This is a genomic window from Methylobacter sp., assembly GCF_036845245.1.
Lineage (GTDB): Bacteria > Pseudomonadota > Gammaproteobacteria > Methylococcales > Methylomonadaceae > Methylobacter_A.
In genome coordinates this window covers 1-15,764 of record NZ_DAIUEH010000037.1, presented here as the reverse complement: position 1 = coordinate 15,764, position 15,764 = coordinate 1, and the positions used below count along the sequence as shown (strand labels likewise).

The window sequence follows — 15,764 nt, the reverse complement described above, 5'->3', positions numbered from 1 at the left end:
ACTCTCTGGATTATTGTGCGGCAGGTGCTGCTTCAACCGGCTTAGATGTCTCCGCAGGCGGAGCAGGTTCTGCCGGCTTTACCGCTTCGGCCGGATTGGCTGGCTCAACCGGTTTTGGAACCTGTTCGGATTTGGTTTTTTCAGCGGGCGGCATCGCCTTATCGGCTTCCAGCCTCAGCTTGGTAATATCCCTGAGCATTTTTAACGACAGGCTGATATCAGGGAAATGACTGCGGATTTTAATAGCATTAAACCTGTCCAGCTCGGCGACAAACTTATCCGTTTCTGCGTTCTTGGCAAAGTTTTGTCCGGTCCATTTTTTGGCATCGGCCAAGCTGGATTGGTAAAGTTGCTCATTTTGCTGAACCAGGGCGACTTTGACCATCTCCAGCTTCACTCTTAACTGCTCACGGATAAACTGCGCTTCTTCCGGCGTTAATATCTCTTTGATCGGATGTTCGGTATGCCTGAGGGTCACCATCCCTTCCAGTTGCCCCAAGGTCGAATCAAGCAAGGTTTGGCCTTCCTTATCGGTCGGCTCCGGTGCCGGCTTCGGCTGAGTTAACGTTTTTCCTGTATAAGGCAAAAACAAGGTTAAGGTATCGACCTGATCTTGCAGCGCTTGAATCGAGGCATACATACCCACGATATCGGCAACGGCAACATTACGGATAGCGGTAATATCCTTGGCGATTTGCTCGCGCACTTTAAATGCACCAGCATCCCCGCTTTCCCTGAGCCGTTGATCCGCCGCTTCCAGTGCTTCGCGGGTGGTATTTACATCGCCCATCAAATACAGGCGCTGATTGGCTATGCTTAACAAATATTCCGCATCGGCAATTAACCAGTCGCCGCGGGTCTTGCCTAATTGTCGTTGTACCTGGGAAATTGCGGCATTTAATTCGTTCCGAGCGCTGTCGAGTTTTTCGTTATGTAGCTGGGAAAAATCCGCCAGGGTTTTAGTAAAATGAGTGTCTTTCCCGGCAACATCGGCTTCGACGGTTGCCAGTTGGGATTGAATGGCTGCAAGTTGCGCCTGATAACCGCTAATCTGTTTAGATAATTCGATTAGCTGCATATCGCCTTTATTAACTTCGCCGCCTAAATTATCCTGCTGAGAGCGCAATTGCTGAAAAAGATAAAATCCGGCACCTGCCACACTTATGATGATGAGCAGCATAATGATGCCGAACCAGAGTCCGCTACGCGACCTGTGAGCTTTATTATTCTCGCTCACATTCTGTTCTTGTTGTTCACTCAATTCGGCCACTCTATTCCCCTGTCACACACTTTTATTACTGTCTCAAGAATTGCTGTATCGATAGGACTATCCGTCACAGTAATTCGATTAAATCCCATATCGGCAGCTATGCACCTGATTCTATCGCTAACTACCACTAAAGGTATCAATGACAATAGCTTATTATTTTCACCCAGCATTAAATTCAAATTTTGCAATGCTTCGGCACTGGTTACGGTAATGACGTCCAGGCTGTGTTGTGCAAGCAACTCGACAATCGGCGAGCTATCGATATGGGGGATTATTCTTTTATATACTTCCAGATAATTAACTTCTGCGCCTCTGCTGCGTAACGTAGTTGCCAGCTGTTCACGTCCGCCCTCACCGCGAACGATTAAAAAACGCTGCTTCTCGACTTGCTGTAATTGCGGCATCGCCAGCAACGCTTCACTGTTATAACCATTCTCAGGAACCAAATCGACAGGTAACCCGGCCATTTTCATGGCTTGTGCGGTTGACTGGCCCACGGCGGCAAAACGCACAAATTTCGTGCGGGGTATTTTGCCACTATTCGCCTTTAGAGCAAAATTTACTGCATTGGCGCTGATAAAAATAACCCAATGGAAGCTGTCCAGGTTCGCCAACGTATTTTTTATCTCTTCGGCAGCATCCCTCGGTACGATGTCCAATGTCGGAAACCGAACGGATATCCCGCCGCTCTGTTCAATTAAACGGCTCAGGCTTTCCGCCTGATGCTCAGGCCGGGTCACTAAAACGCGTATGCCGTTCAACACTTCACTCAACGGGCCTGCTCCTCGACAACTGCTCCATGCATTGATCTATCTCCTGTATCACTGCATTTAATGAAACAACGCTTGCAGAATTTTATCTGCACCTTGAGCCAATAAGTCTTCCGCAATCGTTTTACCAATGGCTTCGGCCTCGTCCAGTCCCCCTGTCCGCTCAGCCCGATAGATCAAGCTGCCGTCTGGGCTACCGACCAAACCGCGCATAAACAACCGTTCACCTTGCACCTGTGCGAACCCGGCAATCGGTACTTGGCAACCGCCATTCAAACGTGCGTTCATTGCTCTTTCCGCCGCTACGCACAGTCCGGTTTCGCCATCATGCAATGCGCTCAACATTTCATTGATTTCGAGATCATCGCTACGGCATTCTATGCCAATGGCGCCTTGGCCGCTTGCAGGCAGACTGATGGTAGTTTCCAGGCATTGGGTGATACGCTCGGCCATGCCCAATCTTTTTAATCCGGCTGAAGCCAGAATAATGGCGTCATATTCACCGGCATCCAGCTTAGCCAAGCGGGTGTTGACATTGCCTCTTAACGACAATATTTCAGCATTGGGGTAAAGTTCTTTAATCTGGCATTGTCTGCGCAAGCTCGACGTGCCGATCCTGGCATTAGCCGGTAAGTCGTGTAACGTCGAATAATGCTTGGAGACAAATGCATCGGTCGGATCTTCGCGAGTCAAAATCGCCGCCAAATGCAAACCGTCCGGAAACTCTACCGGCACATCTTTCATCGAATGCACGGCAATATCGGCCAATCCTTCCAACATACCTTGCTCCAGCTCTTTAACAAACAAACCTTTGCCGCCAATCTTGGCTAAAGGCGCATCAAGGATCTTATCGCCTTGAGTGGTCATTTTAACCAGCTCAGTCCTGCATCCCGGAAATATTTGCTCCAACCGTTCTGCAACATGTTCTGCCTGCCATAACGCCAAAGGACTCCTGCGCGTTGCAATGCGAATAATTTTTTCAGTCAAAAGAACACCATTCATATTTCAACAATAAATATTTTTAATTATAACCCGTGTAAGTTGATGACGGTTAATCGAACTTGAATTACCGGTCCGGGATGTGGATAAGGAGCGTTAGCAGGAGCAATCGCTTTAGCTGTATAATTTATATATTTAAGTCAATCTGCAAAAAACCACCATGACCAACGTTAATTCCGACAAGCTTTCCAGCGCCCGTTTTGCCCAAGCAACCGATGCCTTCGTTGAAGTGTTCACAGCTTCTGTCGATTTTGACCAACGTATGGCGCAACAGGACATTGAGGGCTCGATCGCCCATGCCAAAATGCTCAGCGCTTGCGGCATCCTGACTGAACAGGAACGCGACGCTATTATTGTCGGCCTTACTCAAATCGGTCAGGAAATCATTAACGGCGAATTTGTCTGGTCGATCAAGCAGGAAGATGTTCATATGAACATTGAAGCCCGCCTGACTGATTTAATCGGCATTGCCGGAAAAAAATTGCATACCGGGCGCTCCCGCAATGACCAGGTGGCGACGGATATTCGTCTTTACCTGCGCAGTGAAATCAAACAGATTTTAGGCCAGCTCACCCGCCTGCAAACAGCTATTCTGGACTTGGCCGAGCAACACGCCGACACTATCATGCCGGGTTTTACCCATTTGCAGGTCGCCCAGCCGATTACTTTCGGCCATCACCTGATGGCCTGGTTTGAAATGCTCAGCCGCGACCGGGAAAGACTCCATGATTGCTGCAAGCGCGTCAACATCATGCCTTTAGGCTCTGCGGCATTAGCCGGAACCAGCTATCCGATAGACCGCCAGATGACTTCCGATTTGCTTGGTTTCAGCCGACCCTCAGCTAACTCGTTGGACTCGGTCAGCGACCGTGATTTTGCGATTGAGTTTACGGCGGCCGGCAGCTTAATCATGATGCATTTATCACGCTTTTCCGAAGAATTGATCTTATGGTCCAGCGCCCAGTTTGATTTTATCGAAATGCCCGATGCCTTTTGCACCGGCTCCTCGATTATGCCGCAAAAGAAAAATCCCGACGTACCCGAACTGGTGCGCGGTAAATCAGGGCGTGTAACCGGTCATTTGGTTTCACTGCTGATGCTGATGAAAAGCCAACCGCTGGCTTACAACAAAGATAACCAGGAAGATAAAGAACCGCTTTTCGATACCGCAGATACTTTAATTAATTGCTTGCGGGCTTATGCGGACATGGTTCCTCATATCGAGGCCAAAAAAGCCAATATGTACAACTCAGCAAAACGCGGCTTTGCCACGGCCACAGATCTTGCCGATTATCTGGTACGTAAAGGCATGGCTTTTCGCGATGCCCATGAAGTCGTGGGCCTGGCAGTTCGTTTAGGACTGGAAAGCCAACGCGATTTATCCGAACTCTCCCTGTCAGAGCTACAGCATTTTTCGGGATTAATTACCGCTGATGTTTTTGATTATTTAACGCTGGAAGGCTCGGTTTCGGCCCGTAAACACATTGGCGGCACGGCTCCCGATACGGTCAGACTCGCCATCCAAACCGCACGGCAACAGATAACTTCAGATTAAAATAACGTCTTAGCCATGACCAGACCACACCACGAGCCTGCTATCCATTTAGGCTCTCCCGGCGAAGAGATTAGCATACAAGATCTCCAGACTATCAAGCACCGGTTTAAACGCTTGAACCGGTTACGCGAACAACGCGTCCAGGAGTTTTTGCAACCTCGCCAACAAGCATTTCTGGATTTATTACCCCTGCTTTTCCATTGCAACTTCCCGATGTTACCGGGATTTATTTCCTCGACGACACCAGCAGGAATACCTGAATACAATCCTGGCATCCAGACCATAAATGCCGCCAGGCAACTTGCAAAGAATTTCAATTATACCCGTCCGGCATCGCACATTTACCCCATTGAAGGCCTGTTCTTAATGGGCAGTGTCGGCAGCATCGCTTTTTCCAAAACCAGCGACATGGATATCTGGCTATGCCATCAGTCCGGCTTATTGCCCGGCGCCATTGATGAGCTGCAAAAAAAAGCCACCGCAATAGAGATTTGGGCGGCATCATTGGGTCTGGAAGTGCATTTCTTCCTGATGGACAGTAAACAATTCGTGCTCGGCCAAAACACCCCGATTTCCACAGAGAGCAGCGGTCAAACACAGCATTATCTATTGCTTGAAGAATTTTACCGGACGGCAATTTATATTGCAGGAAAAAGCCCTGCATGGTGGTTGGTTCCCCCTCACGAAGAAGGCAACTACACCGCCTATATCAAACATTTAATAGCCAATCTGTTCATTCCCGAGCATGAGCTTATCGACTTTGGTGGTTTCGATGCCGTCCCCGCTGAAGAATTTACCAGCGCAACCCTTTGGCATCTTTATAAAGCACTGCATTCGCCGCATAAATCGCTATTGAAACTGATGTTAATGGAATGCTATGCCAGCGAATATCCCAAGACTGAATGGCTGTGCCAAGACATAAAAAAAGCCGTTTATCAGGGCGACTATATGACGGCCGATCTCGACCCCTATTTGCTCATTTATCAAAAAGTCGAAAAATATCTGCAAAAAGCGCATAGCCATGGAAGATTAGCCCTTGCTCGTCAATGCTTTTATTTAAAAGTGATGGGGTCATCCGATAATACTATGGACTCCCAGACCAGAGCTGTCAGGGAGAAATATATGCTATCTATTGCTAAAAACTGGAATTGGCCAACATCCACTATTGATAACCTTAAATACCAGCGGCTCTGGAATATAAAAAAAGCAACATCGGAACATGCCGTTATCGTGCAGCAATTGACCCACTGTTATCGCATGATCATGGGATTCGCCAGAAGCTATGTAGCCCAAAACCAGGAAAACAGTAATGACCTGAAATTGATCGGTAGAAAGCTTCACGCCTTTTTGGAAAAAAGACCCGGTAAGATTGAAATCATTACCACGCGCTCCGAAGTCCACTCAAAAGAAAATATATTATCTATCGTAGAAGATCGTCTTCCGGGCGGCGACAATGGCTGGGCTTTGTACCTGAAAAACATACAGATGACTAACGCCGCAGATTTTGACCCCATACAAAAATGCCGGTCTCTGATCGAAATCCTTTGCTGGCTGATCATCAACGGACTCTATCACAAACAACTAAAGCTCCAATTCAGTTCGCATTCCCTTAAGATGCCGAATGAAGAATTGCATTCAACCCTGACACAAATCAATCTTTTTTTAACCCGGAACTTTAATTACGACCCTTCGCTGGAAACCTACCAAACCCTCAAAGCTCAGTTGAATTCACTGATTATTATCAATATGGGAATATCGGATGACGACGACTTGTGCGTTATGAGCGAGCGTTCCGATGCGTTAAGTTACGGCATGAGCCGCCAGTGCTTTATCCAAACTATCAACAGGATTTCACTGTCCAGCTGGGGAGAAATCACAACCAGTCAGGATGAAGGTATAGAGGGGCTGTTTAATTGTTTAACGGACATCATTAATAACAAAAAGCCGCCATCTGTGAGCGACCTGAAGTTTATTTGCCACACTCCGGCCCGGGCCAAGGGTATTATTCTTCGCGTTGAAGCTGTATTTAACAACTTGGTTAGAATTTTTGCCAAACAACATCATAATCGCTCACCCCGCTATATTTTACCCGGCGGAACTTCATTTTATGTTTTTCAGTCGACAAATAAAGCTCTAAGCTACAAAGAGCTGGCGACAAAAAAACTGTTATTAAATGAATTAGCCAGCCCTCAAGAACAGTTCAGCACCATTCATTTTGACCAGACCGTCCTCGAAAACACGCCTATCCATCTTATTTACTCGCTGAACAGGCCGCAAGTGATTCAGCTTTTTTACTATGAAAGCAAAGCCGACACCAGTGTCTATATTGTTGATGAAAAAGGAGCTTTATATATGCAGCAGCATAGCAAAACAAATCCTAACCATCTGCTAAAGCAATACTCCATTTTTTTAGAATCGCTACTCAACCGCAATCTTTTTGAAACGCTTTTGACGATTGAATATTACGAAATCAAGAAAAATCCGACCGGCGTTTTTTCTTATAACCCGGTACAACTGAAAGCAATATCCTCAAACCAGGAATTAAGCTTGCGCATCACCGGGGAAGATACTCATAAGGGCATTATCTATTCGATCTATTGTAATGAAAAAGAGTTTTCCTCGCTGGACCACGGCAATCAAGTTTTTTTTGCCGCTTACCAACATATACTCCAGTTCAGGAACGGTAAGATTAATTATCCGATTCATATTACTGACATCGACTTGCCGCTTTCCGCATTCCGCATCGACAACCCGGGAAAACTGCAAACTATTCATTATTTAAACTACAAACAGAAAATAGAGGATAAATTTAATATTTAATTTTACCTATTTATTAAATCGTCCTTCTGGAGCAGCTCGACAAACTCATCCGCCGGCAGAGGCTGACTCTTAAGATAGCCTTGGTATAAATCACAATTTTGCGTTTGCAGGAAAGCCAGCTGTTCCAGCGTTTCCACACCTTCCGCCAACACCTTAAAGCCTAAGATATGCCCCATTGCTACAATGGTCGCTGCAATTTCCATATCGTCTTTATTATGAGGAATATCATCGATAAAACTTTTATCGATTTTCAATACGTCCAAAGGAAAGTGTTTGAGATAGGTCAATGACGAATAACCGGTGCCGAAATCATCAATAGCAAGATGAACACCTTGAGCATGCAGGCTGTTCAGAATATTTGTCGTTTTATCCTGATTCTCCATCAATCCGCTTTCGGTAATTTCCAATTCCAGCTGCCCTGCCGGAAAACCGGTATCTCGCAGCACCGTTGCAACCAATGCGCTAATGTCACTGCGCCGGAATTGGTGCGGAGAAACATTAACCGCCAGAGTTATCGGCGGCAGCCCCATCTCCAGCCACTGCAGGCCTTGTCGGCAGGTTTCGCGCAGCACCCATTCGCCAATCTCCACAATTAAATTGGTTTCTTCGGCAATAGGAATAAAGCGGCAAGGTGGAATCAATCCTTCGACCGGATCCAGCCAGCGCACCAACGCCTCAGCGCCGACAATACGCCCACTGGCGATATCCATTTGCGGTTGATAGAACACCCTCAACTCCTGCTGTTTAATCGCCTTGCGCAGACGCGCTTCCAATGCGATACGCTGACGGACAGCAATCGTCAAATCTTCGGAAAAGTAAGCAAAACAGCCGCGTCCGTTATCTTTGGCGTGATACAACGCTGTATCAGCGTGATCCAGTAACATTTCAGGGTTGTCTGCATGCTGCGGATACAAGCTGATACCTATGCTGGCGCCGATCTGCACATCGTCGCTCTGGATAAGCTGAAACGATTTGCTTAAGTCGGCAATAATTTCTTCAGCGACTCGTGCGGCATCGTCCGGGTGAGTAATATCTTCCAGCAAGACGATAAATTCATCGCCGCCCAAACGGGCAACCATGTCTACCTCACGTAATCGGCTTGTTATTCTGTGGGCGACTTGTTGCAATAACTCGTCACCCGCCTGGTGTCCCAAGCTGTCGTTGACTGCTTTAAAACGATCCAGGTCGAGCATCAGCAATGCCAGCTGCTTGCCTTCGCGTCGTTCTACGTCAATCCCGTGCTTCAAACGCTCCAGCAACAAGCGACGGTTTGGCAGCTGGGTAAGCGCGTCATGGAAAGCCAGATGCTGGATTTCGTCTTCCGCCGATTTACGCTCGGTAATATCGGTAAATGAAGCAACATAGTTGGTAACCTGACCACGATCATCTGTTACGGCTGTAATATTGAGCCATTCCGGATATATCTCGCCGTTTTTACGCCGGTTCCAGATTTCGCCTTGCCAGTGTCCATCACGAGATAAACTTTCCCACATAGCCTGGTAGAATTGGTCATCCTGACGTCCTGACTTGAGCAAAGCCGGAGTTTTTCCAACGGCTTCCTCAACGCTATAACCAGTAACCCGGACAAAAGCCTGATTGACCCGGAGAATAACTTGATTGTTATCGGTAATGGCCATGGCTTCCTGGGATTCGAAAGCGGTGGAGGCGATACGCAGATCTGTTTCAGCCAGCTTACGCATGGTAATATCGATACTGGAACCAATGTACCCGAGGAATGTATCTTGTTCATCATAAAGCGGCACACCATGATCGAGCATCCAGCGATATTCACCATCAAAGCGGCGCAAACGATATTCCATACTGAATTCATGGCGGGCATCGAAAGAGGTAACGTAGGTATTAAAGCAATGCTGAAAATCTTCAGGATGTACGTTAGCTACCCAGCCATTGCCTATTTCCTGTTCCATTGTCCGTCCGGTAAATTCCAGCCAGCCCTTATTGAAGTAATGGAAATATTTGTCCGGCCTGGCAATCCAGATCAACACTGGCGCGCTGTCCGCCATAGTACGGAAACGGGCTTCGCTCTCTAACAGTGACGCCGTTGCCCGCTTGCGTTCAGTGACATCGGTGATAAAGCCGTGCCAAAGTATCGAACCATCCGCTTCCTGCTGTGGCAATGAGTTGCCGAACAGCCAACGCACCTTACCATCGTTGAACTTGACACGATATTCATGCCGCCAAGGAGTCAAGTTTTTTGCCGATGCGTTGATGGAAGAAACGATATTGTCATAATCGTCGGGGTGTAGAGCAGCGTATACCATCGACGCATCATCTCGAACATCCTCCGGACTGACTCGATAGATATCTCGGATCGCTTCACTGGCAAACGGAAAGCAGGAACTGCCATCAGGGTGCATCTGAAATTGAAATACGAGTCCGGGAACTCGACTGGCAATTTTTTGAAGGCGATCCAAAGCTTCTTGTAATGCCGTCTCCGATGCCTTGTGGTCGGTGATATCGCGAGTAACGGCAAGCAATGCAGTAATATGCCCGGATGAATCGCGTAAAGGAACCGCATGCGTATCCATCCAGCGTTGTATACCCTTGAGTCCACGCATCTCGAACTTCAGATTGCCGGACTCGCCCTCAAACACGCGCTTTATCAACGCCATAAAGGCGTCCCGATATTCCGGCGCCATAAATTGTAGTATGGGTTGACCGATGATTTGATCCAGAGACTCTGCTTCAATCATATTCAATCCGGCACGGTTTATCTGTAATACTGTTCCGTCTGCTGCCACCAGTTTCACACACTCAGGCTCGGCCTCAATGATAGCGTGCAATTGCAACTGACTCTCGGTGAGATGTCCAAGAAAGTAACCCAGCATGGCCACAACCAAAGAAGCCACAAAAAAGGATGCAACCAATCCGGTAAGCAGATAATCGGGAGGCACCTCACCCTTTAGCAATAGCCCCATCGCAGCAACAACAACCTCGGTCAACAACATCGAGAGAATCACTGAGAAAAACCATAACTGCCATACTTTGAGACGTTGGAGCAGCGGAAGAGGATTTATTTTCAAGTCAGTCCTTCGCTGTTGTTGCGGTATGCATAATTTTAGACTCAAACTTTAAATTAAGCCGCGCATTATCCCAGCTTCTTTCCAGGCGAACTTTAAAGCCATGAACAAACAATAGCGAACTCTATAATTTTTAACGATTCGTTAGTATAGCAACATGCTTATAGCCGCAATAGCTGTTTCCTACGTAAATAGACTAACCCCCTTAACTTTTGATATAATTAACAAGGTTCCCGGATACCTTAGGGTTATCCATTTTTGTAAGTTTTCATTTTCATCACTCTGGAGAAAATCTATGCCAATTAAAGTTGCAATCAATGGTTATGGTCGTATTGGGCGTAATATCGTTCGCGCGTTATACGAAGCAGGCCGTACCAATGAAATTCAAATTGTTGCAATCAATGATTTAGGCGACGCTAAAACAAATGCTCACCTGACTCAATACGATTCCGTGCATGGAAAATTTCCTTTCGAAGTGAGTGTTGATGGAGATTACATCGTCATTAACGGCGATAAAATCAAGGTATTCTCTGAAAGAGACCCCTCAAAACTGCCATGGGCAGAACTCGGTATTGATGCCGTTCACGAATGTACCGGTTTATTCACCAGCAAAGCCAAGGCATCTGCGCATATTACTGCCGGCGCAAAAAAAGTCATTATTTCAGCACCCGGCGGCAACGATGTCGATGCAACCATCGTTTACGGTGTAAATCATGATGTTCTGAAAGCATCGGATACTGTCATTTCTAACGCATCTTGCACAACCAATTGCTTATCGCCTTTAGTTAAGCCTTTGCTCGACACCGTTGGCGTGGTACATGGCTTAATGACCACCATTCACTCTTACACCAATGACCAGGTTCTGACTGACGTCTATCACAGTGATTTACACCGCGCTCGCTCAGCCACCCAATCAATGATCCCAACAAAGACTGGCGCAGCAGCCGCTGTTGGTTTGGTTTTGCCTGAACTGGTTGGAAAAATGGATGGTTTCGCAATGCGCGTACCGACTATCAATGTTTCTGTTGTTGATTTAACCTTCCAAGCTGCCAGAAATACCAGCAAAGAAGAAATTGACCAAATATTGAAAACAGCATCTGAAGGCTCATTAAAAGGCATTCTGGACTTCAACAGCTTACCACTGGTTTCAATCGATTTTAATCACAATCCTGCATCGTCAATCTATGATGCAGCATTGACCAAAGTCATGAATGGCAACCTTGTAAAGGTTCTATCTTGGTATGACAACGAATGGGGCTTCTCAAACCGTATGCTGGATACGACAATTGCTTTAGTTAACGCAAAATAACGGATTTCCCACATAATGTTAAGAAGAACCAAAATTTTAGCAACACTGGGCCCTGCTACAGATAAGCCCGGTGTACTTGAGGGCATGTTTGCAGCAGGCCTTGACTTTGTTCGCATGAACTTTTCCCATGGTTCTGCTCAAGACCACATCAACAGAGCGAACGCTGTCCGCGAACTTAGCTTGAAAACCGGCAGATTGGTAGGTATTTTGGCTGATTTGCAAGGACCTAAAATTCGCATTGCCCGCTTTAAAGATACCAAGGTGTTATTAAAAGAGGGGCAAAGCTTTGCTCTGGACATCAATTTTGATCCGATGGCTGGCGACAACACTCAGGTTGGTATTACTTACGAGCCATTAGCTTTAGAAGTCAAGCCAGGCAGCAGACTGCTGCTGGACGATGGACGTATCGTACTTGACGTGGTCAATGTTGAAAACATGCGCGTTAACTGTACTGTTGTCGTTGGTGGTGATTTGTCTAATAACAAAGGCATCAACCTGCTAGGCGGGGGTCTTTCGGCGGCCGCCTTAACCGACAAAGATAAGGAAGATATTAAAACGATTGCGATAATGAAATGCGATTATGTAGCCATTTCTTTTCCCCGCACCGCTGAAGATCTTCATGAAGCGCGCCGTCTGCTGGTTGCTGAAGGCTGTCATGCCGGCATCGTGTCTAAAGTTGAACGAGCCGAAGCTTTGGATGTTATTGATGAAATCATCCTGGCATCTGATGCTGTCATGGTTGCTCGCGGCGACCTCGGCGTTGAAATTGGTGATGCCAATCTGCCTGCCGTGCAAAAAATGCTGATTAAACGCACAAGGGAACTCAATCGCGTTGCAATTACCGCCACACAAATGATGGAATCAATGATCGACAACCCGATTCCTACTCGTGCCGAAGTTTTTGATGTTGCCAATGCAGTTTACGATGGTACAGATGTCATTATGCTATCAGCAGAAACAGCGTCTGGTAAATATCCGATTAAAGCGATTGAAGCAATGCATCGTGTTTGTATTGAAGCGGAAAAACAGCCCAAAGTTCGTGTTTCAGGCCACCGCGTTGAACTTCAATTTGAGCGCGTTGACGAAGCCATTGCAATGTCTGCCATGTATTTGGCTAATCACACCAAAATTCATGGTATTGCTGCGTTAACCGAATCTGGCTCTACAACATTATGGATGTCCAGAATCAGCTCCGGCATTCCAATTTTTGCGCTCAGCCCTAAACAAGAAACGCTTGGTAAAGTCACTTTATATCGCGGTGTTTTTCCGGTGCTTTTCATCCATGACCTTAGCGATCATGCTGAAGTAAACAGGGCTATCATTGCGGAATTAAAAAGGCGCGGAGTCGCTACTGACGGTGACACATTCATTATCACTCAAGGTGACCTCGAAGGAATACCGGGAGGCACTAACGCTTTAAAAGTTATCACGGTTGGATAATAACTCTTTTCAGCGTTGTACTGATCTCCTGATAACTCTCAGTCCGAGAATATTACACTTCTAACAAATATCACATCTCAATTAATAGCCGGAAAAAATTTTTCAGGCTATTAATTATAGAGCATTCGCTATCCTCCGGAATAAGTCTTAATTCTGGGATGACGTAGTTCGGCTCGCAAATAGTCGGAAAACAAATCGGCCTAGGAGCCTGTCGGACTTATCAGCTTTTACGTTTCATATATTGTAAAATAGCACTGAATTCAACAATTTCACCGGCATGATTTTATGAGTCGCTTTATCCAATTTGATCGAAGCCAACAGTATTTGCTTCCGCCGTCTGTGGACGAATGGTTGCCGAAAGGACACTTGGCGCGGTTTATCGTTGAGGTGATCGATCAGCTCGATTTGTCCAAGTTGACGCGCCGTTATTCCGGGAGTGGTTCAGCGGCTTATCAGTCGGCAATGATGTTGGCCTTGCTGGTCTACGGCTATGCCAGCGGCACCTTCTCCAGTCGCAAGATCGAGAGGGCGACTTACGATTCGGTAGCTTTCCGGTTCATTGCCGCCAACCATCATCCCGACCACGACACCCTGGCCCATTTTCGCAAGACCTTTCTGGTGGAGATGGAGGACTTGTTTGTACAAGTTTTGAGCTTGGCTCAGGCAATGAAGCTGGTCAAGCTGGGACAGATTTCGTTGGATGGCACCAAAATCAAAGCGAATGCCTCAAAGCACAAAGCCTTGTCCCACGGCCATATCGAAAAACTGGAAGCCCAGCTACGTGAAGAAGTGCAGACCTTGCTGAAAAAGGCGGCGGACGTCGATCAGGAGGAATTGGCCGACGGGATTGACTTGCCAGCCGAAGTGGCACGCCGGGAAGACCGCTTAAAAGCCCTGACGGAAGCCAAGGCCAAGATTGCCGAGCGGGTTAAAGAGCGCGACGAACAGGCCCAGAAAGACTACCAAGAAAAACTTGCCCGCCGTGAGGCCCTACGCGTAGCGGGTAAAAAGCCCCGAGGCAAAGAGCCGAAAGCTCCCGAAATCGGCCCCCAAGCTAAAGACCAGATCAACCTGACCGACGAAGAATCGCGCATCATGCCGAGCGCCAACGGCGTTGTACAAGGCTACAACGCCCAAGCTGCCGTCGATGTCGACAGTATGTTGGTCGTCGCCACCACACTCACCCAGCACACCAACGACAACCAGCAAGTCGAACCGATGTTGAGCGAACTGAAGGCTGTGCAAGACAAGCTCGGCAAGCCGGAAACACTACTGGCTGACAACGGCTACTTCAGCAAAGACAATATCCAGGCCTGTGTGGATCACAAGATTACACCGCTCATCGCATTGGGCCGGCAAATCCATCACCTACCACTGGAACAGCGGTTGACGCCCGATGCGCCCGAACCTGAAGCCGCTGATCCACTGGTCAAAATGGCCTGGAAACTTAAAACCCAGAGTGGTCGTGCGCTTTACGGCAAACGCAAAAGCACGGTCGAGCCGGTATTTGGCATCATTAAACAGGTGCTGGGCTTTCGCCAATTCTCGTTAAGAGGCCTCGACGCAGTGACGGGTGAATGGAAGTTGGTAACGATGGCCTTCAATTTAAAGCGGATGCATGTGTTGTCCGCAGGATAGCGGGAAAAATGACCCGAAATCACTCTTAGTTAGGCAGAACTGGGATAAAGCCCGACCATTTTTCAATGTGGAACAGTGATAATCGGTTTACGAACCGAGGAATCAATGCCGCCAAAAATCCGTATAGGGCAAGCAATGGTCGGAATAATGCAGAGCCCTGTCCGACAGACTCCTAGGGACTTTTTCAAGGCATTCGCTTTGACTTTAGGAAATCCGCGCGCGGTAGCAACAAGCGATGTGATTGCGTTGAGAGCGGCCTTGGGCGTTGGCATTTCTGGGAGCCGGCCAACTGTTTGAGTTCGCGGTGAAATTCTTCGACCTGCCAGCGCACGTCGTTCGCGTATTGAGCGATCTGCGCTGGCAGGTTGACATTCATTAGTGATGAGCCAGTCAATGTCGCCGTCTGGGGCGACCAGCTTGAATAATTTGACCTTAAGATACTTTTTTCAGTTTGACGATGATGCCGGATTGAAGCCATTATTCGGCTCTGTTTCATGAAGTTGCTCACCACATCGTGGCTGACATGATCCAAATGCTCGGACAGATTGAAGCTGGTGTAGTTGATCGGCGTGCAGATCAACTACACCTGAGTTCGGGATAAAAAAGCAGTGGGCGAGTATCCGAATTTATCATAACCTATTGTTTATTAATATAACATAAGCGTTAGGATGACTTCTGTCGCTTATTCGAGCCCACTTGGGAACAGCATTTGCTGTCATCCTCAGAGAAAAAGCGCAGACGACGGCGTGAGTTGAGCATGGGTGAGCTGATGACGCGGGCCGTCATTTCATCAACTGCATTTTCGCCATTTCAAGAGCTTTTACCTGGACTACGCTAATTGTGTCCGGCGTCAACTATCCTGTCCGAGTGACGACAATTACCTTGGCCGGTTTTAGTTGAAAAAATTTTGATTATTTTTTTA

The 15,764-nt window shown here is 47.3% G+C and carries 10 protein-coding genes; 5 read left to right on the top strand and 5 right to left on the bottom strand.

Annotated elements, in window-relative coordinates:
* Nucleotides 1-10: 10 nt before the first annotated feature.
* From V7051_RS16080 to hemC, 3 genes are all read right to left on the bottom strand, one after another.
* The gene (locus V7051_RS16080) at nucleotides 11-1,270 is read right to left on the bottom strand and encodes a uroporphyrinogen-III C-methyltransferase (protein ID WP_333876646.1); all 1,260 of its coding nucleotides are present in this window, start codon (nucleotides 1,268-1,270) and stop codon (nucleotides 11-13) included.
* Entirely contained in the window at nucleotides 1,258-2,034 is a 777-nt protein-coding gene (locus V7051_RS16075) for a uroporphyrinogen-III synthase (RefSeq protein ID WP_333876660.1), read from the bottom strand. The genes V7051_RS16080 and V7051_RS16075 overlap by 13 nt, the downstream gene beginning before the upstream one ends.
* 66 nt (nucleotides 2,035-2,100) lie before the next feature.
* Nucleotides 2,101-3,027 carry a hydroxymethylbilane synthase gene (gene hemC / locus V7051_RS16070; protein WP_333876648.1) on the bottom strand — a complete coding sequence of 309 codons (927 nt, stop codon included), beginning with the start codon at nucleotides 3,025-3,027 and terminating at the stop codon, nucleotides 2,101-2,103.
* 172 nt (nucleotides 3,028-3,199) lie between these two features.
* Between hemC and argH the strand changes: the two genes are divergently transcribed.
* Complete coding sequence (argH, locus tag V7051_RS16065; RefSeq protein WP_333876650.1) at nucleotides 3,200-4,594, top strand: argininosuccinate lyase; 1,395 nt, start codon at nucleotides 3,200-3,202, stop codon at nucleotides 4,592-4,594.
* A gap of 15 nt (nucleotides 4,595-4,609) precedes the next feature.
* Complete coding sequence (locus V7051_RS16060; RefSeq protein ID WP_333876652.1) at nucleotides 4,610-7,414, top strand: class I adenylate cyclase; 2,805 nt, start codon at nucleotides 4,610-4,612, stop codon at nucleotides 7,412-7,414.
* Nucleotides 7,415-7,416: 2 nt separating this feature from the next.
* Here V7051_RS16060 and V7051_RS16055 read toward each other — a convergent pair whose 3' ends face one another.
* A complete protein-coding gene (locus tag V7051_RS16055; protein ID WP_333876654.1) occupies nucleotides 7,417-10,458 on the bottom strand; it encodes a bifunctional diguanylate cyclase/phosphodiesterase in 3,042 nt (1,013 codons plus the stop codon).
* A gap of 292 nt (nucleotides 10,459-10,750) precedes the next feature.
* Here V7051_RS16055 and gap point away from each other — a divergent pair, with 292 nt between their 5' ends.
* The 3 genes from gap (at nucleotide 10,751) to V7051_RS16040 (ending at nucleotide 14,842) form a co-directional block, all read left to right on the top strand.
* Nucleotides 10,751-11,764 (top strand): type I glyceraldehyde-3-phosphate dehydrogenase, encoded by a 1,014-nt coding sequence (gene gap, locus V7051_RS16050; RefSeq protein WP_333876655.1) that lies wholly within the window; start codon nucleotides 10,751-10,753, stop codon nucleotides 11,762-11,764.
* A 15-nt stretch (nucleotides 11,765-11,779) separates the two neighbouring features.
* On the top strand, nucleotides 11,780-13,204 hold the full coding sequence (gene pyk, locus V7051_RS16045; protein WP_333876657.1) for a pyruvate kinase: 1,425 nt from the start codon (nucleotides 11,780-11,782) through the stop codon (nucleotides 13,202-13,204).
* 285 nt (nucleotides 13,205-13,489) lie between these two features.
* A complete protein-coding gene (locus V7051_RS16040) occupies nucleotides 13,490-14,842 on the top strand; it encodes an IS1182 family transposase (protein WP_333876659.1) in 1,353 nt (450 codons plus the stop codon).
* A 184-nt stretch (nucleotides 14,843-15,026) separates the two neighbouring features.
* Here V7051_RS16040 and V7051_RS24705 read toward each other — a convergent pair whose 3' ends face one another.
* Nucleotides 15,027-15,422: a hypothetical protein gene (locus tag V7051_RS24705; RefSeq protein ID WP_442919730.1), complete on the bottom strand. Its 396-nt coding sequence runs from the start codon at nucleotides 15,420-15,422 to the stop codon at nucleotides 15,027-15,029.
* Nucleotides 15,423-15,764: the final 342 nt, after the last annotated feature.